The sequence below is a fragment of the Dactylosporangium sucinum genome (assembly GCF_014647515.1).
GTDB lineage: Bacteria > Actinomycetota > Actinomycetes > Mycobacteriales > Micromonosporaceae > Dactylosporangium > Dactylosporangium sucinum.
This window is the reverse complement of record NZ_BMPI01000002.1, coordinates 148,937-171,344: the sequence shown is the minus strand read 5'-3', so window position 1 is coordinate 171,344 and position 22,408 is coordinate 148,937. Positions and strand designations below refer to the sequence as shown.

Annotated in this window: 17 protein-coding genes and 1 pseudogene; 12 read left to right on the top strand and 6 right to left on the bottom strand. The window is 75.3% G+C overall.

All coding sequences use genetic code 11. The features are described from left to right. Nucleotides 1-16: 16 nt before the first annotated feature. The 5 genes and pseudogenes from IEZ31_RS01900 to IEZ31_RS58805 all read left to right on the top strand — a co-directional run. On the top strand, nucleotides 17-1,201 hold the full coding sequence (locus IEZ31_RS01900) for an isochorismate synthase (protein ID WP_190247922.1): 1,185 nt from the start codon (nucleotides 17-19) through the stop codon (nucleotides 1,199-1,201). Continuing rightward, nucleotides 1,191-2,771 (top strand): (2,3-dihydroxybenzoyl)adenylate synthase, encoded by a 1,581-nt coding sequence (locus tag IEZ31_RS01895; RefSeq protein ID WP_190247921.1) that lies wholly within the window; start codon nucleotides 1,191-1,193, stop codon nucleotides 2,769-2,771. Before IEZ31_RS01900 ends, IEZ31_RS01895 begins: the two co-directional genes overlap by 11 nt. Before the next feature lie 3 nt (nucleotides 2,772-2,774). After that, nucleotides 2,775-3,425, top strand: a complete 651-nt coding sequence (locus IEZ31_RS01890) for an isochorismatase family protein (protein WP_190247920.1) — start codon at nucleotides 2,775-2,777, stop codon at nucleotides 3,423-3,425. 23 nt (nucleotides 3,426-3,448) lie between these two features. Then, the gene (locus IEZ31_RS01885; RefSeq protein ID WP_190247919.1) at nucleotides 3,449-4,735 is read left to right on the top strand and encodes a lysine N(6)-hydroxylase/L-ornithine N(5)-oxygenase family protein; all 1,287 of its coding nucleotides are present in this window, start codon (nucleotides 3,449-3,451) and stop codon (nucleotides 4,733-4,735) included. Then, a pseudogene (locus tag IEZ31_RS58805) lies at nucleotides 4,732-4,797 on the top strand (hypothetical protein); the annotation flags it as partial. The gene IEZ31_RS01885 and the pseudogene IEZ31_RS58805, both read left to right, overlap by 4 nt. On the opposite strand, the gene IEZ31_RS01875 reads toward IEZ31_RS58805, so the two are convergent. After that, nucleotides 4,797-4,991: a hypothetical protein gene (locus tag IEZ31_RS01875; RefSeq protein WP_190248069.1), complete on the bottom strand. Its 195-nt coding sequence runs from the start codon at nucleotides 4,989-4,991 to the stop codon at nucleotides 4,797-4,799. The pseudogene IEZ31_RS58805 and the gene IEZ31_RS01875 overlap by 1 nt on opposite strands. 173 nt (nucleotides 4,992-5,164) lie before the next feature. Here IEZ31_RS01875 and IEZ31_RS01870 point away from each other — a divergent pair, with 173 nt between their 5' ends. Continuing rightward, on the top strand, nucleotides 5,165-6,061 hold the full coding sequence (locus IEZ31_RS01870) for an aminoglycoside phosphotransferase/kinase family protein (protein WP_190247918.1): 897 nt from the start codon (nucleotides 5,165-5,167) through the stop codon (nucleotides 6,059-6,061). A 41-nt stretch (nucleotides 6,062-6,102) separates the two neighbouring features. Here IEZ31_RS01870 and IEZ31_RS01865 read toward each other — a convergent pair whose 3' ends face one another. The 5 genes from IEZ31_RS01865 to IEZ31_RS01845 form a co-directional block, all read right to left on the bottom strand. After that, a complete protein-coding gene (locus IEZ31_RS01865; RefSeq protein WP_190247917.1) occupies nucleotides 6,103-9,528 on the bottom strand; it encodes an ATP-binding protein in 3,426 nt (1,141 codons plus the stop codon). Between the two features lie 158 nt (nucleotides 9,529-9,686). Further along, nucleotides 9,687-10,661, bottom strand: coding sequence for an alpha/beta fold hydrolase (locus IEZ31_RS01860; protein WP_190247916.1), 975 nt, complete (start codon nucleotides 10,659-10,661; stop codon nucleotides 9,687-9,689). A gap of 627 nt (nucleotides 10,662-11,288) precedes the next feature. Then, entirely contained in the window at nucleotides 11,289-12,713 is a 1,425-nt protein-coding gene (locus IEZ31_RS01855; RefSeq protein WP_190247915.1) for a flavin-containing monooxygenase, read from the bottom strand. A 40-nt stretch (nucleotides 12,714-12,753) separates the two neighbouring features. Continuing rightward, complete coding sequence (locus IEZ31_RS01850) at nucleotides 12,754-13,392, bottom strand: TetR/AcrR family transcriptional regulator (RefSeq protein ID WP_190247914.1); 639 nt, start codon at nucleotides 13,390-13,392, stop codon at nucleotides 12,754-12,756. A gap of 1 nt (nucleotide 13,393) precedes the next feature. Next, entirely contained in the window at nucleotides 13,394-15,058 is a 1,665-nt protein-coding gene (locus IEZ31_RS01845) for a GMC oxidoreductase (protein ID WP_190247913.1), read from the bottom strand. 51 nt (nucleotides 15,059-15,109) lie between these two features. Here IEZ31_RS01845 and IEZ31_RS01840 point away from each other — a divergent pair, with 51 nt between their 5' ends. The 6 genes from IEZ31_RS01840 to IEZ31_RS01815 all read left to right on the top strand — a co-directional run bounded on the left by IEZ31_RS01840 (nucleotide 15,110) and on the right by IEZ31_RS01815 (nucleotide 22,384). Next, nucleotides 15,110-16,000 (top strand): alpha/beta fold hydrolase, encoded by an 891-nt coding sequence (locus tag IEZ31_RS01840; RefSeq protein ID WP_190247912.1) that lies wholly within the window; start codon nucleotides 15,110-15,112, stop codon nucleotides 15,998-16,000. A gap of 496 nt (nucleotides 16,001-16,496) precedes the next feature. After that, on the top strand, nucleotides 16,497-18,149 hold the full coding sequence (locus IEZ31_RS01835) for a WxL domain-containing protein (protein ID WP_190247911.1): 1,653 nt from the start codon (nucleotides 16,497-16,499) through the stop codon (nucleotides 18,147-18,149). A gap of 58 nt (nucleotides 18,150-18,207) precedes the next feature. Then, nucleotides 18,208-19,185, top strand: a complete 978-nt coding sequence (locus IEZ31_RS01830; RefSeq protein WP_190247910.1) for a WxL protein peptidoglycan domain-containing protein — start codon at nucleotides 18,208-18,210, stop codon at nucleotides 19,183-19,185. Next, on the top strand, nucleotides 19,182-20,348 hold the full coding sequence (locus tag IEZ31_RS01825) for a hypothetical protein (protein WP_190247909.1): 1,167 nt from the start codon (nucleotides 19,182-19,184) through the stop codon (nucleotides 20,346-20,348). Before IEZ31_RS01830 ends, IEZ31_RS01825 begins: the two co-directional genes overlap by 4 nt. Then, the gene (locus IEZ31_RS01820) at nucleotides 20,335-21,669 is read left to right on the top strand and encodes an ABC transporter substrate-binding protein (protein WP_190247908.1); all 1,335 of its coding nucleotides are present in this window, start codon (nucleotides 20,335-20,337) and stop codon (nucleotides 21,667-21,669) included. Before IEZ31_RS01825 ends, IEZ31_RS01820 begins: the two co-directional genes overlap by 14 nt. Next, nucleotides 21,659-22,384, top strand: a complete 726-nt coding sequence (locus IEZ31_RS01815; protein ID WP_190247907.1) for an ABC transporter ATP-binding protein — start codon at nucleotides 21,659-21,661, stop codon at nucleotides 22,382-22,384. The genes IEZ31_RS01820 and IEZ31_RS01815 overlap by 11 nt, the downstream gene beginning before the upstream one ends. Nucleotides 22,385-22,408 lie beyond the last annotated feature (24 nt).

Below are 22,408 nucleotides of genomic sequence, written 5' to 3'. Positions count from 1 at the left end.
GAAGGGAGAACCCCGCGTGACCACCCTGTCAGCCGCGACGACAGCGGCCGAGCTGCTCGCCGGCTACCGCCCCGGCAGCTCGTCGCTGTTCGCCTCGCCCCGCGGCACCCTCCTGGCCGAGGGCACCTACTTCGCGGTGCCGCCGTCCGGCCGCCCCGACGGCCTGGCCGACCTGGCGCGGCGGGTCGACGCCGTGCTCGGCGTGGCCGAGGCGGCCGGCCACGAGGTCCGCACCGTGGTCGGCGCCGTGCCGTTCGCGCCCGGCGCTCCCGCGCAGCTCGTCGTGCCGCTGCGGCTGCGCCGGGGCGGGCCGCCGTCCGCCGCCTCCACAGTGGACCTGCCGGTGGGCGTGGCCGGGGTCCGTCCGGTGCCGCCGCCGGACCGCTACGCCGCCGCGGTCGCCGAGGCGGTCCGCCGGATCCGCGCCGGCGCCTACACCAAGGTGGTCCTGGCCCGGTCGCTGCGGGTCGACGCGCCCGGCTTCGACCCGGCCCCGGTCGTGCGGGCCCTGGCGGCGCGCGAGCCCGGCGGGTACACCTTCGGCGTCGACGTCGGCGGCGGCCGCACGCTGCTCGGCGCCAGCCCCGAGCTGCTCGTCTCCCGGCACGGCCGGACGGTCACCGCGAACCCGCTCGCCGGGTCCGCGGCCCGCAGCGCCGACCCGGCCGAGGACCACCGCCGCGCCGCCGCGCTGCTGCGCTCGGCCAAGGACCGGCACGAGCACGCGGTGGTGAGCGAGGCGGTCGCCGGCGCGCTGCGCCCGTACTGCGCCGAGCTCACCGTGCCGGCCGAGCCTTCGCTGGTCGGCACCGCGACGATGTGGCACCTGTCCACCCTGGTCACCGGCACGGTCGCCGACCCGGCCGTCTCCGCGCTGACCCTGGCCACCGCGCTGCACCCGACGCCCGCGGTGTGCGGCACGCCGACGGCCGCCGCCCGGGCCGCGATCGCCGAGCTGGAGCCGTTCGACCGCGGCCTCTACACCGGCCTGGTCGGCTGGGTCGACGCGGCGGGCGACGGCGAGTGGGCGGTCACCATCCGGTGCGCCACCGCCGACCCGGGCGGGCTCGACCTGTTCGCCGGCGCCGGCGTGGTGGCCGACTCCGACCCGGCGGCCGAGCTTGCCGAGACGACCGCGAAGCTCGGCACGATGCTCGCCGCGCTCGGGCTCGACCGGTCGGAGCGCGACGATGTGGCCTGAGGAGTTCGCCCGGCGGTACCGCGAGCGCGGCTACTGGACCGGCCAGACCTTCGACGACCTGCTCCGCGAGCGGGCGTCCACGCACGGCGACCGGGTCGCGGTCGTCGACGGCGACCGGCACGTCACCTACCGGGAGCTGCGCGACAACGCGCTGCGCCTGGCGAGCGGCCTGCACCGCCTCGGCGTCCGGCGCGGCGACCGGGTCGTCGTGCAGCTGCCGAACGCCGCGGAGTACTTCGACGTCGTCTTCGCCCTGTTCCGCCTCGGCGCCCTGCCGGTCTTCGCGCTGCCGGCCCACCGCGCCGCCGAGATCGGCTACTTCTGCGCCCACACCGAGGCCGTCGCGTACGTCACCACCGACGTCCACGAGGGCTTCGACCACCGCACCCTCGCCGCCGCGGCGGGGCCGGCGACGGTGATCGTCGCCGGTTCCCCGGGCCCGTTCACGGCGCTCGCCGACCTCTACGACGACCCGGCCGGCCTGCCGCCCGGGCCGTGGCCCGGCGAGACCGCGTTCCTGCAGCTGTCCGGCGGGAGCACCGGGCTGCCGAAGCTCATCCCGCGCACGCACGACGACTACCTGTACAGCGTGCGGGCCAGCGCCGAGATCTGCGGCCTGACCCAGGACAGCGTCTACCTGGCCGTGCTGCCGGTCGCGCACAACTTCACGATGTCCTCGCCGGGGGTCCTCGGGGTGTTCCACGCGGGCGGCCGGGTCGTGCTGGCCCGGCGGGCGGATCCGGCGACGGTACTGCCGCTGATCGCCCGCGAGCAGGTGACGATCACGGCGGTGGTGCCGCCGCTGGCCCTGTTGTGGCTGGATGCGCTTTCCGGCAAGCGGGGCTTGTCGAGCCTGCAGGTACTCCAGGTCGGCGGCGCCAAGCTCGCCGGCTCCGTCGCCGAGCGGATCACCCCCGTCCTCGGCTGCAAGCTGCAGCAGGTCTTCGGCATGGCCGAGGGCCTGGTGAACTACACCCGGCTCGACGACCCCGACGAGGTCGTGCTGCACACCCAGGGCCGGCCGATCTCGCCCGACGACGAGCTGCTCGTCCTCGACGACGACGACCGGCCGGTCCCGCCGGGCACCGTGGGGCATCTGCTGACCCGCGGCCCGTACACGATCCGCGGCTACTGGCGGGCCGACGAGCACAACCGCACCGCGTTCACCGCCGACGGCTTCTACCGCACCGGCGACCTGGTCCGGGTGCGCGACGACGGGTACCTCGTCGTCGAGGGGCGGGCCAAGGACCAGATCAACCGGGGCGGCGAGAAGATCGCCGCCGAGGAGGTCGAGAACCACCTCCTCACCCATCCGGCCGTGCACGACGCGGCCGTCGTGGCGGTGCCCGACCCGTACCTCGGCGAGCGCAGCTGCGCCTTCGTCGTCGTCCGGGACGGCGTGGCGCCCCTCACCCTGCCGGCCGTGCGCCGCTACCTGCGGGAGCGCGGCCTCGCGGGGTACAAGATCCCCGACCGGCTCCAGGTCCTCGACGCGTTCCCGATCACCGGCGTCGGCAAGGTCAGCCGGCGCGAGCTGCGCGCCGCGTTGCGCACCCTGCAGGAAGGCTGAACCGTGCTGCCCCGAATCACCCCGTACCCCGTGCCGACCGGGTTCGGTCTCGACCGGTCCAAAGTGGACTGGCGGCCCGACCCGGCCCGCGCGGCGCTGCTCGTCCACGACATGCAGCGGTACTTCCTGGCCCCCTTCGGCACCGCGGACCGGGCGCTGCTGGCCCGGGTCGTCGACAACATCGCGGCGCTGCGCAAGCACGCGCACGAGCTGGGCCTGCCGGTCGTGTACTCGGCCCAGCCCGGCGGCCAGAGCCGCGCCGAACGCGGCCTGCTGCAGGACTTCTGGGGCGACGGGCCGCCGCCGGACGAACATCTGCTGGCCATCGTCGAGCCCTTGACGCCGGGGCCGAACGACATCCTGGTGACGAAGCGCCGCTACAGCGCCTTCGTCGGCACGCCCCTGGCGTCGATCCTCGGCGATCGCGACCAGCTGATCGTGACCGGCGTCTACGCGCACATCGGGGTGCTCGCCACCACGCTCGACGCGTTCATGCGCGACCTGCAGCCGTTCGTGGTCGCCGACGCCGTCGCCGACTTCAGCCCGGCGCACCACCGCGACGCCCTGCGCCACGTCGCCGACCGCTGCGGGGTGGTGGCCACGGCCGCCGAGGTCACCGAGTGCCTCCTCGCCGCCGACGCCCGCCGCCCGTGACCCGCCGACCGAAAGGCAATTCGATGTCCCTGGACTCCACGGTGTACGACCTGGTCGGCATCGGCTTCGGCCCGTCGAACCTGGCGCTCGCCATCGCGATCGAGGAGCACAACGCCCGCTCCGAGGCTCCCCTGTCCGCCGCGTTCGTGGAGCAGCAGGACGCGTTCGGCTGGCACCGCGGCATGCTCTTCGAGGACGCGACGATGCAGGTGTCGTTCCTCAAGGACCTGGTCACCATGCGCAACCCGGCCAGCTCGTACAGCTTCGTGTCGTACCTGCACGCCCAGGGCCGGCTCGCCGATTTCATCAATTACAAATCGATGTACCCGCTGCGGGTCGAGTTCCACGACTACCTGGAGTGGGCCGCGAGCCGGGTCGCCGTCCCGGTCCACTACGGGCACACCGTCACCGACGTGGTGCCGGTCGAGGGCGGCGACCTCGTCGACGTCGTCGCCGGCGGCCGCGTGCTGCGCGCCCGCAACGTCGTCGTCGCGGTCGGCCTGGAGTCCAGCCTGCCGCCCGGCGTCGTGCCGTCCGAGCGGGTCTGGCACAACCTCGACCTGCTGCACCGGTCGGCGTCGTTCGCGGTCGAACGGCCGCACCGGTTCGTCGTCGTCGGCGCCGGGCAGAGCGCCGCCGAGTCGGTCGCGTTCCTGCACGACCGCTACCCGAGCGCCGAGGTCTGCGCGGTGTTCTACCGCTTCGGCTACAGCCCGGCCGACGACAGCAACTTCGCCAACGGCATCTTCGACCCGCGGGCCGTCGACCTGTACTTCGACGCCCCCACCGACGTCAAGCGGATGCTGTTCGACTACCACCGCAACACCAACTACTCGGTCGTCGACGGCGACCTCATCGAGGACCTCTACCGCCGGGTGTACCGCGAGCAGGTCCTCGGCCGCCGCCGCCTGCGGATCCTCAACGCCTCCCGGGTCGCCGAGCTGACCCGGCGCCCCGACGGGGTCACGGCCGTCGTCGAGCACCTGCCCACCGGCGACCGCACGCCGCTCGACGCCGACGCGATCGTGTACGCCACCGGCTACCGCCCGGTCGACGCCCTGCGCCTGCTCGGCGCGGCCGGGCCGCACTGCCTGCGCGACGACGAGCGGCTGCTGCGGGTCGGCCGCGACTACCGGGTGGCGACCGGTGACGGCCTGCGCGCCGGCGTGTACCTGCAGGGCGGCACCGAGCACTCGCACGGCATCACGTCGACGCTGCTGTCGGCGGTGGCGGTCCGGGCGGGCGAGATCGTGGCGTCGGTGACGGCGAACCGGCTTCCGCTGGTCGTCGCTGATAGCGTCCTCGTGTGAGCCCGCCGATCCTCCCCGGGTTCCACCCCGACCCGTCGGTCTGCCGGGTCGGTGCGGACTACTACCTCGCCAACTCGTCGTTCGAGTACCTGCCCGGGGTGCCCATCTGGAACTGCTCGTGGCCGCCGATCGCCGCGATCCGCCGGTGGCCGGGGCCCACCAGGTGCTCCGCCGCCGGGTAGCCGCCGGCGAAGTTCGTGGCCCCGATCGCCGGGGTGCGGCTGGTTGACCGGACGGCCGACTTCACGGTGGCCACGTACAAACCCCGGCGCTGAGTTTCACGGTAGGGAAACCGGCGCTATAGCCCCAGTTTCCCTACCACATCCCGAATCGCCCCCGGCCGCCGCCGACGCCCAGCCGCGCGTCGAGGCCCCTTATCGACGGTGGCCGAGATGGCCACGGCGCAGCCGCGCCCGGTACCGTGACCGCGTGACCGACCTCGATGCCTGGTGCGCCCGCTGGCTCGGCAGCCCGGTCGCCCAGACGTCGAACATCGCCGAGCACCTGTCATCGGTCCACGCCGTCCGGTTGGCCGACGGCCGCCGGGTCGTGGTGAAGATCCGCCCGGCGGAGGCCCGCCTGGCCGGCTGCTTCGCCGTGCACAAGCACCTGTGGCGGGCCGGCTTCCCCTGCCCCGAGCCGCTGACCGGCCCGCACCCGTTCACGCCCGGCCGGGTGGCCAGCGCCGAGACGGCGATCACTCCGGCCGCGGCGGCGCCGCTCCCGCCGGCCGCGGCGTTCGCGACCCTGCTGCACGAGCTGGTGCGCCTGGCGCCCCCGGTCGCGGCGGTCCCGTCCCTGCGCCCGTCCCCGGCCTGGGCCCGCTGGCACCACGACGAGGGCCGCGTCTGGCCGCCCCCGGACGACCGCGACGCGGACCTGAACGAGCACCCCGACCCGTCCTGGCTCGACGAGGTGGGCACCCGGGTCCGCCGCCGCCTGACCGCCGTGGTCGCGGCGCTGCACCCGATCGTCGGCCACTGCGACTTCGAGTCCCACAACATCTGGTGGCACGGGAGCGCCCCGCTGGCCGTCCACGACTGGGACAGCGCGGTCGCCGAGCCCGAGCCGGTGGTGGTCGGCCTGGCCGCCGCGATGTGGCCCGCGGGCGCGACGGCCCACGCGGCGACCGTGCAGCAGACGGCGGACTTCCTCGACGCCTACCAGGCGGCCGGCGGCCGGCGGTGGAGCGCCGACGAGCTGGCCGCGGCCTGGGCGGCGGGCCTGTGGATCCGCGCCTTCAACGCGAAGAAGGCCAGCCTCGACGGCCTGGACCGGCTGGACCGCGACGAGGCCGAGGAGCGCGGCCGCCGCGCCGGCATCTGACTCGCCGATTCGCTCCATGGATCGCGGAGTCGCGGCGGACTTCACCCGCCAGCGGCACGCGGCCGACCGGTTGGTCGAGCACCCGCTGTGCGGCCGCTGACCCGCGCGAACCAGGCACCGAAGACCGGGATGTCCCACGCCTCGATGAGGGCCTCGGCGTCGGCGGCGTGCCGGCGGGCCAGCTCCGGCTCGCCGGCGGCCGACGCGGCCAGCGCCAGGTAGGCGTCGACCGGGCCGATCGGGGCGCCGGAGCCGGCCGACGCGGTGCGGCCGGCCAGCGGGGCGAGGCGGCGGTACACGTCGGCCGCCTGGGCGGGGCGGGCCAGCGCGAACGCCGCGTAGGCCGCCACGGACAGGTCGAACGGCAGCGCCCACGAGGCCGGGTGCTCCACGCGGCGCTCGTTGACCTCGGCGGCCTCGTCCAGGCGACCGGCGTGCAGCAGGAGCAGCAGGAACATCGCCCCCGAGGTGGTCGGGTGGGCCTCGTGCACCGTCCGGACCACCGGCAGCAGCTCCTCGGCCCGGCCCTGCCAGATGCGGATGAACGCCGCGGCGCTCGCGAAGAACTCCCGGGTCGGCAGCAGCGTGCGCTCGGCCGTGGCGGTCAGCTCGGCGACCCGGGTCTCGGCCTCGGCGAACCGGCCGCGCATGGCCAGCCAGGGCCCGTCCATGGTGCCGACGACGAGCAGCGGGAACGCCAGCCGCAGCCGCTCGGCCTCGGCGCGGGCCACGGCCAGGTCGGCCCACATCGCCTCGATGCGGCCCGTCTCCTGGGCGGCGACGGCGCGGTACGTGATCAGGCGGGTGCGGTCGGCCTGGCGGGCCGCCGACTGGCCGGGCACCGGCGCGTCGAGCTCGGCGAGGCGGATCGCCTCCTCGATGTCGCGCCAGCGCCGCTCCGCGTTCCCGGCCAGCCACACGGCCGTGAACGCGGTCCCGGCGGCCCACACGAGCAGGTCCGGGTCGCCGAGCCGGCGGGCCATCGCCAGGCCCTCGTCGGCGAGCGCGTCGCGCTCCAGCGGCGCGTCCGCGTAGTGCAGCTCGCCGGCGAGCGTCAGCAGGGCCCGGCAGCGCAGCTCGCCGTCGGCGGCCGGCAGCTCGCGCAGGACCCGGCGCAGCGCGACGACCGCCGGCGGGTGCACGACGTCGAGGTCGCGCACCGGCCACATCGAACCGTCCGGGGTGCGGACCGCGGCGCGGGCCAGCCGCTCGACGTCGCCGAGCTCGACCGCGGCGGCGCAGGCCAGGTCGATCGCCTCCAGCTGGCCGTCGCGGTCGCCGACCCACTCGCAGGCGTCGGCGTGGGCCATGAGCAGGTCGTAGCGGTCGCCCGGGGTACACGCGCCGTCCTGGGCCTGGGCGACGCGGGCGGCGGCGAGCAGCCGGACCGCCTCCTCGTGGCCGCGCAGGGCGCGCGCCTGCCCGGCGGCCCGGGCGGCGGCCCGCCAGGCCACCCCGGCGTGCGCCGGTCCGGCCGCCAGCCAGTGCCGGGCCGCCTCGGACAGCCGGCCGGTGCCGTCGAGCACCCGGGCGACCGTCGCGTGCCGGCGGGCGCGGCGGGTGGCCGGCTGGGCCCGGTACACGACGTCGCGGACCAGCGCGTGGGCGAACCGGAACCGGCCCGACGCGGCGTCCTCGAGCACGATCCCGGCGGCCACCGCCGGGTCGACGTCGTCGAGCACGGTGTCCGGGTCGGCGCCGGCGACCGCGGCGAGCACCTCGAGGTCGTACTCGCGGCCGACGACCGCCGCGCAGCGCAGCAGCTCGCCGGTCGGCGCGGGCAGCCGGGCGACCCGCCGGGCCAGCACGTCCGTGACCGCGGCCGGGATCTGGCCGGCCGGCGCGTTGCCGAACCGGAGCAGCTCGACGAGGAAGAACGGGTTGCCGTCGGTGCGCTCGCGCAGCGCCGCGACCCGGTCCGCGGCCGCCTCGTCGCCGGCGGCGCGCACGAGCGCGCCCACGCCGTCGGCGGACAGCCCGGTCAGGTCCAGCCGCAGCGCGTGCCGGCGGACCAGCCCGACGCCGGCCTCGGCCAGGGCCCCGGCCGGTTCGGGGTGCCGGCGGCGGGTGGCGGCCAGGACGAGCCGAGTCTCGGGCAGGTGGTCGGTGAGGTGCCGCACGAGGCGCAGCGACGAGGGGTCGGCCCAGTGCAGGTCGTCGAGCACGACGAGCAGCGGTGTCCGGCCGGCGGCCGCCGTGAGCAGGCGGGCCACGGCGTCGAAGACCCGGAACCGCTCGGCGTCCACCGACACCGGCTTGGTGGCCGGGCCGGTCACGCCGGGCAGCACGTCCGCGTCGGGCCCGGCCAGCTCCCGCACGGTCCCGGAGCCGAGCGCCGCGGCCAGGTCGCGCAGCACTCCCGTCCACGGCCAGAACGGCGGAGCGCCCTCGTCCTCCGAGCACCGCCCGGTGAGCACCGCGAACCCGGCGCCGGCCGCCTGCCGGGCCAGTTCGGCGGTGAGCCGGGACTTGCCGATGCCCGGCTCGCCGGTGAGCAGCGCGAACCGGGTGTGGCCGCGGCGGGCCTCGGCGAGCAGGCCGGTCAGGGCGGCGAGCTCGGCGTCGCGGCCGGCGAGCGGCCAGTCGCGGGGGTCGGCGCTGCTGGGGTCGATGCTGCCTGCGCGGTCGCTGGGCTCGGGCGCCGGTGGGTGCGTGGTCGGCAGTTCTTGCCGCAGTACCGCCAACTCCACCGCACGCAGCGTCGCCCCCGGGTCGACGCCCAACTCCTCGGTCAGGGCCCGGCGGATCTCCTGGAGCGACTCGATCGCCTCGGCCTGGCGGCCGGCCCGGCCGAGCGCGAGGGCGAGCAGGGCCCAGAGTCGCTCGCGCAGCGGATGCCGGCGCGCCTCGGCCTCCAGGGCGGCGGCCACGGTCGCCGGCTCGCCCAGCGCCAGCCGGGCCAGCGCGAGGTCCTCGATGGCGACGAGCCGCAGCTCGGCCAGGCGGGCCCGCTCGGCGACGGCGGCCTCGGCCTCGTCGAGCTCCAGGTATGGCGTGCCCCGCCACAGCGCGAGCGCACCACTGAGCCGGGTGGCGACGGCGTCGAGTTCGGCCCGGCTGATCCCGGCGGGTACCGCGGGCAGTGCGCCGCTGGTGCTGCTCTCGGCGACGGCGAGCCGGCGGTGGGCGGCATCGACCGTGGCCGCGAACCGGTCGGCGTCGACGTCGTCGTCGGCGAGCCGCAGCGCGTACCCCGGCGGCACCGTGACCAGCACCGACGGCCGCCCGCGGGCGGCCCGGCCGGGCTCGACGACCCGCCGCAGCCCGGCGATGTACCCGTGCAGCGACGACAGCGGCGACGGCGGCGGGCTGTCACCCCAGAGCAGGTCGACGAGCGCGTCGACGGCCACGGCCCGCGGCCGGTGCAGCGCGAGCGCCGCGAGCACGGCACGCTGCTTGGGCGCGCCGGCGTCGACGGGCTCCTCCCCGTCGACGACCTCGACCGGACCCAGGACAGCGACCTTCACCGCCCGACCATACGGCCCGACCGGCCGGTGGTTCCGTCGGCTGGATGACGGTTCGCCCGCCCTGGTGTGCGGGTTCCCGACTCGACACCACGCCGCCGGCGCACGGGCCGGGGGAGGCGGCGTCCGTTCCGGGTGCGGACGGACGCCGCCTCGTCGGGTCAGGCGCCGGACAGGGTCTGCGTGACGCCGCTGCCGAGCAGGGACTGGTAGTAGGTACCGCCCGGGTAGTACGTGGTCGTCGTGGTGCCTCCGGCCGCGTCGAGCGCCCAGGCGACCGCGAAGGTCTGCAGCGCGGCCACGTTCTGCGGCTGGGAGGTGCCGTTCAGCACCGTGCAGAGGCCGTCGGTGCTGGCGCCCTCCGCGTCGCAGTGGGAGCCGGTGGTGAGCCGGACCCCGAGGAACGGCCGGTCCAGGTCGTTGACGAGCTCGGTCGTGCCGTTGCCGAAGCTGTTCGCGAGGTACGGCGGGGACGAGATCGCGTACACCGGCACGCTCGTCTGGGCGAGCCCGTTGAGCCCGGCGGCAAGGTTGGAGCCGACGGGCGACTTCACCGGGTCGAGCAGCTGGACGAGCTTGACCCGGGCAAACTGGGACGGGTACGTGGTACGCAGCCGGTTCGCGATGTACGCGACGGCCTCGCCGCCGGCGGAGTGCCCGGCGATGACGTACCTGGTGGGCAGCGCCGTGCCGGACCGCCCGGCCTGCGCGGCGGCGGTGGCGTAGCTGCGGGCGAGCGCGCCGTTCGCGTTGCTCGCGTCGCCGAGCACGGCGGCGACGTTGTTGAGGAACGGCGTGTTGTTGCCGATGTTGTTGACCGTGCAGCCGAAGATGTCGGCCGACGGCAGCGTGGGCGCGAAGACCACGAAGCCCGCGGTCGCGTAGTGCTCGGCCAGGTCGGCCATGTTGCCGTTCGAGCGGGAGAAGCCGTGCTGCAGGTAGACCAGGCCCTTGGGGCTGGTGGTGGCCGGGAAGAACCAGTCCGCGGCCGGGTGGTACGTCAGCGCCGCGCACTTGACGTCGACCGTGGTGCTGACCTCGGTCCAGGCCGGCGCCGCGTGCGCGGTGCCGGGCAGGGCGAGGGCGGCGACGACGGTGAGCGCACCGGCGAGGGCGGAGACACGCTTGGCGAACATCGGATACAGCCTCCTGACGTGTATCGCTGAGTGATACGCCGTTTCCTTAGAGGAAATTCACGCATCGTTGTTGGCGGGCTGTCAAGAGGGCATCGACTGCCATTGGTGTCGGGGGCGGCGCCGCCGCTGGGTTCGGCGCGCGGTGGGCGGGCCGGGGTGGTGGGGGGTGCGGGCCGCGGGCGAGGTGTGGGTCGCGGGCTGGGTGGGTGCCGGGCTCACTGTGGTCGGCGGTGCGGGTCCCGCGAGTGGCAGTGCCCGGCGCTGGGGTGCGGCTCGTGTGCGCAGTGTTGTCCGCGGCGTCGGAGTGCGGGTCGCGGGCGAGTTCGGGCCGCCAGCCGTGGGCGGGTGCGGGTCGCAGGCGAGGCGTGAGCCGCGAGAGGGGCGCGGGCTGCGGGCGAGGCGCGGGCCGCGGGCGAGGTGTGGGCCGCGGGCGAGGTGTGGGCTGCGGGCGAGGCGCGGGCTGCGGGCGGCGCTCGGGTCGCGGGCGAGGTGCGGGCCGCGGGCCGGGTGGGTGCCGGGGTTCGCCGTGTGACGTTGGTCGATCTACCCTCACCGTGCGAGATCAACATGAGGGTAGATCGACCAACGTCTGTGGAAGACCCGCGGTGCGGGACCGGCCGGCGGCGCTCAAGGCGGCGTGTAGTCGGCCGGGGACAGTCGGGCGGTCCGCGCACGGTACTCCGCCGCGGGCCCCGGCCAGTTGGTCACCACGCGGCCGGAGCCGGTGCGATACCAGCTCGAACAGCCCGTCCAGACGCTCCCCGCGAGCCGGCGTTGCATCTCGGCGTCGAAGGACGCGGCCACGTCGGCCCGGACCTCCAGCGGGCCCGACGCGGCGATCGTGCGCACGGCCTGGACGATGTACCGCGCCTGGGACTCGTGGAAATAGACTACCGAGGTGTTGCCGGTGTTGGTGTTCGGGCCGTACATCAGGAACATGTTCGGGAAGCCGGGCACGGCGATGCCCAGGTGTGCGTATGCTCCCTCGCGCCACTCGTCCGACAGCAGGCGGCCGTCGCGGCCCGTCACGCGCAGCGGGGTCAGGAACTCCGTCGCGGCGAAGCCGGTCGCGTAGACCAGGATGTCGCAGTCGTGCACGGCGCCGTCGACCGTGTGGATGCCCGCGCCCGTGATCTGCAGGACGTCGTCGGTGACCAGGTTGACGTGCGGGGCGCGCAGCGTGCGGTACCAGTCGCCCGTGAACAGGACCCGCTTGCACCCCATCGCGTAGTCGGGCGTGACGCGGTCCCGCAGCCGGCCTGCCTGCCAGTACCGCTGGAGTGTCGAGATGCCGTGCACCAGGCGCCCGGACAGGGGTTGGCCCAGGACCGCCCGGCCGGTGACCACCGTCAGCAGCCAGGTGCCGGCGCGGGCGGCGCGCATCACGCCGGGGACCCGGCGGTTGACGACGCGGCGGATCCGGCCGTACCGCCGGTTCGGCTTCGGGAGCGTCCAGGGCGCGGTGCGCTGGAAGACCGTGATGCGCGCCGCGCGGGCGGCGATCGCCGGCACCAGCTGGACGGCGCTGGCACCCGTGCCGATGACGCCGACGCGCTTGCCGGTGACGTCGAGCGACGGGTCCCAGCCGGCGGTGTGCGTCACCCGGCCGGCGAAGTCGCCGGCGCCGGGGATCGCGGGCAGGGCCGGCCTCGACAGCTGGCCGGTCGCCGGCACGAGCACGTCGAACTCGTGCGCGGCGCCGTCGGCCAGGGTGAGCCGCCAGGCGGTGCCGGTCCAGGCCGCCTCGGTGACCTCGGCGCCGAGGCGCACGTGCGGCTCCAGCCCGAGGTCGCGCACGCAGCGCCGGAGGTACCCCAGGATCTCCGCCTGCGGCGGGAAGCGCTGCGACCAGTCGGGGTTGAGGGCGAAGGAGTACGAGTACAGCGGGGCGGGGATGTCGCACGCGCAGCCCGGGTAGGTGTTGTCGCGCCAGACGCCGCCGACGTCGCCGGCCTTCTCGAAGACGGTCACGTCGGTGAAGCCGGCGCGCCGCAGCAGGTGGGCCGCGGCGATGCCGCCGAACCCGGCCCCGATGATGGCCACGCGCGTCACGGCCGGAACCTAACAGGTAATTGGCAAGTCGCCAATAGCCTCAGCGGCGCCGGCGGGGCGCGCCCAGCGTCGGGAACACCTGCTCGACCAGCGTGATGAGCGTGGTGGCGAGCAGCGTGTGGACCTGCGCGCGGTCCAGTGCGCCGCGCTCCAGCCACTCGCGGGCGGTCGCCTTGGCCAGCCCGCAGTACGCCCGGATCATCGCCCGCAGCTGCTCCCGATGCCGCCGGACGCCGGCCAGACCGACCGCGACCAGGATGCTCTCGGCCGCGATCTCGTCGGCCTCGGCGAGCACCCGCTGCACGTCCGGGTCCCGCCCGACCCCGCCGCCGTCGACGGCCGCCAGCCACGAGGTGCTGTGCCGCGAGACGACGTCGAGGAACCAGGTGACGCTCGCGTCCACCCGCGTCGCGAGGTCCCCCTCCGGCAGCTGCTCGACGGCCACCTCGGGGATGGTGACGAGCACCCGGACGGCCTCGATGAAGAGCCCCTTCTTGGTACCGAAGTAGTGGTTGATCAGCCCACGCGCCACCCCGGCGGCGTTGGCGATGTCGGTCGTGGACACCTCCGCGTAGGGCCGCTCGCCGAACAGCCGCACCGCGCAGGACAGGATCTGCTCGCGCCGCTCGTCGGGCTCCAGCCGCCGCCCGCGCGGCGCGAGCTCGCCGATGGCATGCATGTCAGCCATTATTCCTGGTCGTCCGCAGTGCTCCCGGGGCGCCTCGCGGGACGGCCGGGTGGTGGGGTGCGATCGCGTCGAGCCGCGCATAGGGTGCGCCCAGTGGCGGCCGGGGATCCGGTTCGCCCCGGTTCGGCCACAGCGACATCGCCCGCTCGGCCAGCGCGCAGATCGTCAGCGACGGGTTCACGCCCAGGTTGGCCGTGATCGCCGAGCCGTCGACGACGTGCAGCCCGGGGTGGCCGAAGACGCGGTGGTACGGGTCGACGACGCCCGTCGCCGGGTCTGCACCGATCGTCGCGCCGCCGATGAAGTGGCCGGTCACCGGGCGGTTGACCAGCTCGGTCACGGCTCCCAGCGGTACACCGTCGATCTTCTCCGCGACCCGCCGCGCCACCTCGTGGGCGACCGGCACGTAGACCGGGTTCGGCTCGCCCTCGCCCGGCCGGCTGGTGAGCCGCTGCCCGCCGAGCGGTCCCCGCCGCCCGCGGACCGTGATCGAGTTGTCCTTCGGCTGCATGGCGAGCAGGACGATCGTCTGCTGCGACCAGCGCCGCACCCAGAAGAGCCGGGGCCAGTCCCGCCAGCTCGCCAGGGTGCGCCCCAGGCCGGCCAGCCAGCGCGGCGCGCGGCCGGTGTCGTCGACGAGCACGGCGGCCATCAGGCCCAGCAGGTTGCTGCCCGGCCCGTACCGGACGGGCTCGACGTGCGTCTCGGCGTCCGGGTGGATCGAGGACGTGATCGCCACGCCGTGGCTGAAGTCGGCGTCCCTGCGGCGCGAGCGCGGCCCCAGGATCGACTCCGAGTTGGTGCGGCTGAGCCGGCCGAGGCGCTCGGACAGGTTGGGCAGGCGGCCCCGGCGGCGCATGTGGTGCAGCAGCCGCTGGGTGCCGACGGCGCCGGCGGCGAGCACCACCTGGCCGGCGGTGAACGTCCGCTTCCGGGTCCGCACCGCCCAGCGGCCGTCGGCCAGCGGCGCCAGGTCGACGACGGTGGCGCGCTCGTGGACGGTCGCGCCCGCGCGCTCGGCGAGGTACAGGTAGTTTTTCACCGTCGTGTTCTTCGCGCCGACCCGGCAGCCGGTCATGCACGCGCCGCAGAACGTGCAGCTGGTGCGCTCGGGTCCGGCGCCGCCGAAGTACGGGTCGGGCGAGGTCTGCCCGGGGCGCCCGGTGATGTACACGCCGACCGGTGTGCGGCGGTAGGTGTGCCCGGCGCCCATGTCCTCGGCGACCGCCTTGAGCACCTCGTCGGCCCTGGTGGTGACCGGGTTGACGGTCACCCCGAGCATCCGGCTCGCCTGGTCGTAGTGCGGGTCGAGCTCGGCCTTCCAGTCGGTGATGCCGGCCCACCGGGGGTCCTCGAAGAACACGTCCGGCGGCCGGTACAGCGTGTTGGCGTACCCGAGCGAGCCCCCGCCCACCCCGGCGCCGGAGAGCACCAGCGCGTGCGGGAGCAGCGTCATGCGCAGGATGCCGTGGCAGCCGAGCGCGGGCGCGTACAGGTAGTCGCGCAGCCGCCAGGAGGTCTTGGCGAACTCGTCGTCGGCGAAGCGCCGGCCGGCCTCCAGCACGCCGACGCGGTAGCCCTTCTCGGACAGGCGCAGCGCGGTGACGCTGCCGCCGAACCCCGAACCGATGACGACGACGTCGTAGTCGCTGGTCACCCCGTCACGGTGCCGGGTTGTTGTCGGGGTGTCAACAAGTACGATGCAGCGATGCGCCTGGTCCTGCTGCACGGTATCGGCAGCCGCCGGCAGCTGTGGCGCCCGGTGCTGCCCGCGCTGGAGGCGCGCTTCGACGTGCTCGCCGCCGACCTCCCCGGCTTCGGCACCGCCCCACCGCTCGGCGCTGCTCCCCAGCCGGGCGCTGCCCCGCCCCACGGCGCTGCTTCTCGGCCGGGCGCCGCCCCGCCCCTCGACGACGCTCCCCGGCCGGGCGCTGCCCCGCCCTTCGACGACGCTCCCCAGCCCGGCACTGCACAGACGCTGGTCGATCTACCCTCGCCGGCCGGGTACCTCGCGGCGCTCGCGGACTGGGTCGAGGACCTCGCCGGGGAGCCGTGCCACGTCGCCGGCAGCTCGATGGGCGGCGGCGTCGCCCTGGAGCTCGGCCGCCGCGGCTTCGCCCGCTCGGTCACCGCGTTCAGCCCGATCGGCTTCTGGGGCCCGCTGTCGCGCCGCTGGTGCCAGGCGTCGGTGACGGCGGCCCGCGTCATGGCCCGCACCCTTCGTCCCGCGCTGCCCGGTCTGTCGGCGACGTCGGCCGGCCGCATCGCGCTGTACGGCCTCTTCTTCGGCCACCCGTCCCGCGTCGACCCGGCCGAGGGCGTGGCCGACGCCGCCGCCCTCGCCGCGGCCCCGGGCTTCGCCGCCGCCCGGGCGTCGTTCGCCCACCACCGCTTCGCGGACCCGGGCGCGCTGCCGGCGATCCCGGTGACGATCGCGTGGGGCACCCGGGACGCGATTCTCCCGGCGTACCAGTCCCGCCGCGCCCAGCGCCTCCTCCCGTCGGCCCGGCACGTGCGGCTGGCCGGCTGCGGCCACCTTCCGTTCGCGGACGCCCCGGAGCGGTGCGCGGATCTGATCACAACCACGACCACGGCCTGACCGCCACCTCCTCGACCCCACCCCCTCCGCCCAACGCCCACGCCCCAGGCCCGAGCCACGCCCCAAGTCCGAGTTGACCTTGGTGGATTTCGCCGCCCCGGCAGCGGAAATCCACCAAGGTCAACTCGTGAAGCCGCGAGCCGCGAGGCGCGCGCCGAGGCCGAGGGACCGCGCCGCTGCCGCGGGGAGCCGCGCAGCGCGAGGCCGCGCGACCACGGCGAGCCGCGCCGCGCGAGCCGCGCCGCGCGCGCCTCGCGGCCGTGGGGAGCCGCGCAGCCCGAGGTCGCGCGGCCGCGCGAGGCCGGGCTGTGCCGCAGCGCGTGTGTCGGGGGTGTAACAGCGGCGCGGCGAAACCCAACAACGCCGGACCGGACGGTTGACAACGCGACGCCATGACGCCTTAATGACGTTACCACCGAAGAAACGCCGTTTCACTCTGCGAAACAGCCTGGCTGGTCGGTGGGCAGCCCGCTGCGGTACCACCAGAGAGGAAGCGATGGGAACCCACTCCAGACTGGCCGCGGCCGGAGCCCTAGGGCTCACCGCTGCCATCGCCTTCGGCGGCGCGACCGCCCAGGCGTACGGGCCGACGGCGAACTCGCTCGGATGTCGCATCTACTTCAGCGACGCCGGGACGGGCACCTCGCCGACGACGTGGAACGACACGTTCGCCCTCACCCAGTCGCCGGCCACGCCGGCGCCCGGGCAGACCGTCACGGTCACCTTCACCGCCGCGGCGGGACCCAACAACGGTCCCGTCCCGCTCAACGCGGGTGACGTGCCGGTCGCGGTCAAGCTTGCGCTGGGCGGCTCCCAGTCCGGGACCGTCACGCTCAACATGGCCACCTACCCGGCGGCAGCGGCGCCCGCAAGCGCACCGCTCGGCCCGATCACCGCCACCGGCACGTACGTCGCCGGTGCGGCGGGCGCCGGCTCGCTCACCGTCACGCAGGTCCAGTTCAACAACTCGACCGCCAAGACGTACTGCTCGAACGCCGGCGACCGCGACCACAAGGCGGCGCCGGAACCGACCACGATCGTCGAGAACTTCAGCGTGTTCGGTGGCGGCACCACCATCACCTCCATCACCGGGCAGACCGTCACGACGGCGGCCCGGGCCGGCAACACCGTCAACTTCTCGGTGACGGGGATGGCGCCGAGCGCGACCCTCACCGCGTCGTTGAAGAACGCCGGCGGCAGCGGTACCGGCGAAGGCAGCGGCACCGGCACCACCGACGCCACCGGCGCCGGCGCCGGCACCCTCGCGGTCCCGTCCGGCGCCACGACCGGCGCCCGGACGCTGTCGGTCTCCGACGGCACCAACACCGTCACCACCGCGATCACCATCCTCGGCGCCCCGGCCATCTCCATCACGCCCGGTGGTGGCGGGGCGGGCACCGCGGTGGCGGTCACCGGCACCAACTGGAACCCGGGCAGCACGGTCACCGTCCGGGGCTACCAGGCGGGTGCGCCGCCGCCCCCGGCGACGGCCGACGCGGCGGTCACCGCGACCGCGACCGGGGCCGGGGCGATCAGCGCCTCGTTCACGGTCAACGACCCGACCACGGCGTACATCGGCGCGTCCTCAGGCACCGGCCCGGGCACGCTGTTCGCCGTCGCCACCTGGACGGCCTCGGCCGACTCCTGCGTGGCGAAGGCCGGCGCGGCGACCAGCGGCTCCTGCAACCTCACCTACAACCTGTCCCAGACGGTGACGGCGGGCAACCTCGCGATGTCGCGCGCCGCCGGCTCGGGCAACGTGGCGCTGAGCGGGGTCACGCTCAACGGCACCGTCCAGAACGGCACCGGCGCGCTCGCGCCGATCACCGTGACGGACTTCCGCGGCAGCACCTTCGGCTGGAGCCTGGTCGGCTCGGTGAGCGACTTCACCGGTACTCCTGGCGGCACCATCCCGAAGGCCAGCCTCACCTGGACGCCGACGTGCACGGCCACCGCGGGCTTCACCAACGCGGTCACCGCCACGGCCGGCTCCGCCGGTGCGGTCGACGGCTCGACCCTGTGCTCGGCGCCGGCCAACGCCGCCGGCACGGGCGGCAGCTTCGACGCCGCCGCGGCGCTCAACCTGCAGGTCCCGGCCTTCCAGCAGGCCGGCAGCTACACGGCCACGCTCACGATCACGCTGAGCTGACCAAGCCGGGGTGGGGGTCCTGCCGGGCCCCCACCTCAACCACGCCGAGGGAGGCAGCATGCGCACGAAGCTGGCACTGGTCGTGCTCGCGGCCGTCATGTGGCCGGGCGCCGCCCACGCCGCCGACAACGGCGAGTGGTCGGTCAGCCCGACGCCGCCGGCCAACCCGGGCCCCGCGCCCCGCCAGTACTTCTTCCTCGAGTCCGCCCCCGGCACCTCCGTGCAGGACTCGGTGCGCGTGGCCAACCTTGCAGAACAGCCCCGGGTGTTCCGCATGTACGGCGCCGACGCCTACAACACCCCGCGCGACGGCGGCTTCGGCCTGCGCACCCAGGACCAGCGGCAGACCGACCTCGGCGCCTGGACCCAGGTCGGCGCCATCACCGTCAACGTCCCGGCGAAGACCCAGGTCGACATCCCGTTCGTCATCACCGTGCCGGCCAACGCGAGCCCCGGCGACCACGTCGGCGGCATCGTCGCGATGGAGGAGCAGCCCGGCGCGACCGCGAAGCAGGGCGGCGTCGACGTCACCGTCCGCCGCGCCGTCGCGGCCCGCGTGTACCTGCGCGTGAGCGGCCCCGCCGTGCCCGGCCTGTCGGTCACCGCCGTGCGGCTGCGCCACGCCACGCCCTGGCTGCCGTCCACGGTGGACGGTGACTGGGCCTGCGTCGTCACCAACACCGGCAACCTGCACCTGCCGCCGGCGATCACCGTCACGGTGACCGGGCTGTTCGGCCACGCGGTCCGCCCGCGTAGCACGGTTCCGCAGGTCGACCTGCTGCCCGGCGCGCGGACCGAGCTGAGCGGCACCGTCGACGGCGTGTGGCCGTTCGACATCGTCACCACCCGGGTCACGGCCGTGGCGGACGGCGGCGTGACCGCGACCGCCACCGACCGCACGTTCGTGGTGAGCTGGCCCGTCGTCGGGCTGCTGCTCGCCGGCGTCATTTCGCTCATCTGGTACCGCCGGCGCCGCGCGAAGGCGTTCAAGGCCGTCCCGCGGCGCCGCCTGAGCGAACCCGTGGCGGCCGGATGAGGCGCATCCTGACCGTGCTGTGCGGGCTGGCGATCCTGCTGGCGGCCGCGGCCCGCCCGGCCGCGGCCGACGGCCTGGACGCCACCGTCAGCGTGCCCGAGGCCCGCGCCGGCGACACCGTCACCGTGCGCGGCAGCGGCTGGCCCGGCGGCCAACTGCTGCAGCTCGTCACCTGCGGCGAGCTGGCCCTGACCGGCTCGGCCGCGTGCGACATGCGGCAGGCCCTCGCCACCCCGGTCCACGACGACGGCACGTTCGGCGTCCAGGTGCGCGTCGGCGACCCGCCCCGGCCGTGCCCGTGCGTCATCCACGTGGCGATGGTCGGCACCGGCGTCGCCGGCCACGTCGACGTGCCGATCGCGATCCCCGGCCACGCCACCGGACCGGTGCCGGCCGCCGGGGCGAGCGTGTCCCGGCTCGAGGTCGTCGCCGTGCGGCTCGACGGCCGTCCGCGGTGGACCGAGTGGTTCGGCGCCGAGGCCCACCGGACCCTGGTGTACCAGGTCCGCAACCCCGGCGCCCAGACCCTGCGCGACCTGCCGTTCAACGTGCGGGTCGGCAAGGGCGGCGGCGACCCGGCGCCCGCACCGCCGTCCGGCGAGCTGCGCCCGGGGGAGACCCGCGAGCTGCGCGCGCCGGTGACGATCCCGTTCGCCGCGTTCGGCCGCTACCAGGTCCGCGCCGACATCGCCGGCCTCGGCGCGGCCTCGGTCCCGTACGACGCCTACCCGTGGGGGCTCGTCGGCCTCAACGTCCTCGGCGTCGCGCTCATCGCGCTCGGCGTGTACCGCCGGATCAGGCACCACCGGGCGGCCGGACCCCGCCCGCTGCCGGCCGGCGACGACCCGTTCCTGCTGCCGCCGGTCGTGCGGGTGCCGGCGCTCGGCGCGGTCCTCGTCTTCGACGACGCGCCCGGCGTGCGGCGGCTGCGCCGGCAGGCCGGCGCGCAGGTCAGCGCGGCCACGCTGCGGGAGCTGCTGGCCGACCCCGGCGGCGGCCCGGACACCGCGGTCGTCGACCTGGCCGCGCTCGACCGGGTGCTCGGCACGGCCGAGGAGCGACGCGAGCCGGACACCGCCGTCGTGGACCTGACGGCCCTCGACGAGGTCCTGAACAAACCGGCCAGGCAGACCAGTTGGAGGTTCTGGCGTGCGGATCGCTGACCGCTCACTCGCACTGCGCGCGGCCGCCGCGGCGGTGCTCGCCGTCGTGGCGTTCGCCGGCTGCTCGGCGGTGATGCCCGGCGCGCAGGACAAGGCCGACCCCACCGGCCCCGGGCCCGGCGTCACCGCCGACACGGTGAAGGTCGTGTTCGTCGGCGTCGACCTGCGGGCGACCTCCGGCATCACCGGCTTCAAGACGGCCGACGCCGGCGACGGCGCGAAGCAGGCCAAGGCCCTGGAGGCGTGGGTCAACGCGGGCGGCGGCATCGGCGGGCGGAAGATGGCGGCGGTCTACCGCAACTACGAGGCCTCCGACGACTCGCCGGCCGCCGAGGAGCGGCTCTGCAACCAGATCACCCAGGACGACAAGGCGTTCGCCGTGGTCCTCACCGGCCAGTTCCAGGCCAACGCCCGCCCCTGCTACGCCCAGCGCCGCACGCTCGTGCTCGACGCCACCCTGGTCGCCGACGACCACGAGACCTTCACCAAGCTCGCCCCGTACCTCTGGTCCGCCAGCTACCCCGACTACGACGAGTTCGTGCGGGCCTTCCTGGCCAGCCTCGACCAGCAGGGCTACTTCGCCGGCGAGAACTCCGCCGGGGTCGTCGCCGCCGACACCCCGCCCAACCGCGCGGCGTACGAGCGGCTCGCGGTACCCGCGCTGAAGAGGCTCGGCGTGACACCGGCCGTCGCCTGGATCGACACCACCGACCTCGGCACCCTCAACGCGGGGCTCAACCAGGCGGCGGTCGACTTCCGGGCCAAGGGCATCGACCGGGTGTTCTTCCTCGGCGGGGCGCGGATGGCGCCGTTCTTCCTCACCGTGGCGGCGGCGCAGAGCTTCACGGCGCGGTACGCGCTGTCCAGCTTCGACAACCCGAGCTTCCTCGTGAACAACCCGTCGACGATCCCGCGGGAGGGCCTCGAAGGGGCGATCGGCATCGGCTTCAACCCGAGCCAGGACGTCCCCGACAGCGTCTACGGGTTCCCGGCCACCGACGCCGAGCGCGAGTGTCTCGGCATCTTCGCGGCGGCCGGCGAGTCGTTCGCCACGCGGGAGAACGCCCGCGTCGCCTTCACCTACTGCGACGCCGTCCGGCTCCTCAGGGCCGGCGCACAGAGCCTCGGGCCGAACCTCAACGCCGCCGGCTGGTCGCAGGCCGTCCGCGCGCTCGGCACGACGTTCGTGCCCGCCGCCGGGTTCGCCGGGCTGCTCGGCCCGGACCGCTTCGCCGCCGCCAACGGGTACCGCCCGATGGCCTACGACGGCGGCTGCACGTGCTTCACCTACCAGGGTCCGGAGGTGCCCTTTGCGGGCTGACGCGCTGTCCTGCGCGGGGATCGCCGCCGGCTACGGCCCGGTGCAGGTCCTCTACGGCGTCGACGTGCGCGTCGGCGAGGGCGAGATGGTCGGCGTCTGCGGGCCCAACGGGGTCGGCAAGACCACGCTGCTGCGGGTGCTGTCCGGCCTGCAGCGCCCGGCCGCCGGCCACGTGCGGCTCGGCGGGCGCGACGTCACCGGCGTGCCGGCCGCCCGGCGGGTCCGGCTGGGACTGTCCACAGTGGTCGGCCAGCAGGCGTTCGGCACTCTCACCGTGACCGAGAACCTGCGGATGTACAGCTACCCGCTGCGGCAGCGCGGCCCCGCCCTGCGCGACGCGATCGACGGCGCCTTCGCCGTGTTCCCCCGCCTGTACGAGCGCCGCGACCAGCTCGCGTCGACCCTCTCCGGCGGCGAGCGGCAGATGCTGGTGCTGGCCAAGACCCTCGTCCAGCGGCCCCGCGTGCTGCTCGTCGACGAGTTCTCGCTCGGCCTCGCCCCGGTCGTCGTCGGCGGCCTGCTGGAGCTGGTGCGCCGGCTCAACCGGCTCGGCACCGCGCTGCTCGTCGTCGAGCAGTCGGTGAACGTCGCGCTGTCCCTGGTGGACCGCCTCTACTTCATGGAGAAGGGCGCCGTCGTCGCCGAACACACCGCCGCCGGCCTCGCCGACCGCCCCGACCTCGTCCGGGCGCTGATGCTGGGCGGTCACGCATGACCGGTTCCGGAGCGAAGCGGAGGA

What these genes read in the sequence shown, in the direction of transcription:
- IEZ31_RS01895 (WP_190247921.1), top strand. Translation starts at nt 1,191, where the DNA reads ATGTGGCCTGAGGAGTTCGCCCGGCGGTACCGCGAGCGCGGCTACTGG.
- IEZ31_RS01885 (WP_190247919.1), top strand. Translation starts at nt 3,449, where the DNA reads ATGTCCCTGGACTCCACGGTGTACGACCTGGTCGGCATCGGCTTCGGC.
- IEZ31_RS01860 (WP_190247916.1), bottom strand. Translation starts at nt 10,661, where the DNA reads ATGTTCGCCAAGCGTGTCTCCGCCCTCGCCGGTGCGCTCACCGTCGTC.
- IEZ31_RS01850 (WP_190247914.1), bottom strand. Translation starts at nt 13,392, where the DNA reads ATGCATGCCATCGGCGAGCTCGCGCCGCGCGGGCGGCGGCTGGAGCCC.
- IEZ31_RS01840 (WP_190247912.1), top strand. Translation starts at nt 15,110, where the DNA reads ATGCGCCTGGTCCTGCTGCACGGTATCGGCAGCCGCCGGCAGCTGTGG.
- IEZ31_RS01835 (WP_190247911.1), top strand. Translation starts at nt 16,497, where the DNA reads ATGGGAACCCACTCCAGACTGGCCGCGGCCGGAGCCCTAGGGCTCACC.
- IEZ31_RS01830 (WP_190247910.1), top strand. Translation starts at nt 18,208, where the DNA reads ATGCGCACGAAGCTGGCACTGGTCGTGCTCGCGGCCGTCATGTGGCCG.
- IEZ31_RS01825 (WP_190247909.1), top strand. Translation starts at nt 19,182, where the DNA reads ATGAGGCGCATCCTGACCGTGCTGTGCGGGCTGGCGATCCTGCTGGCG.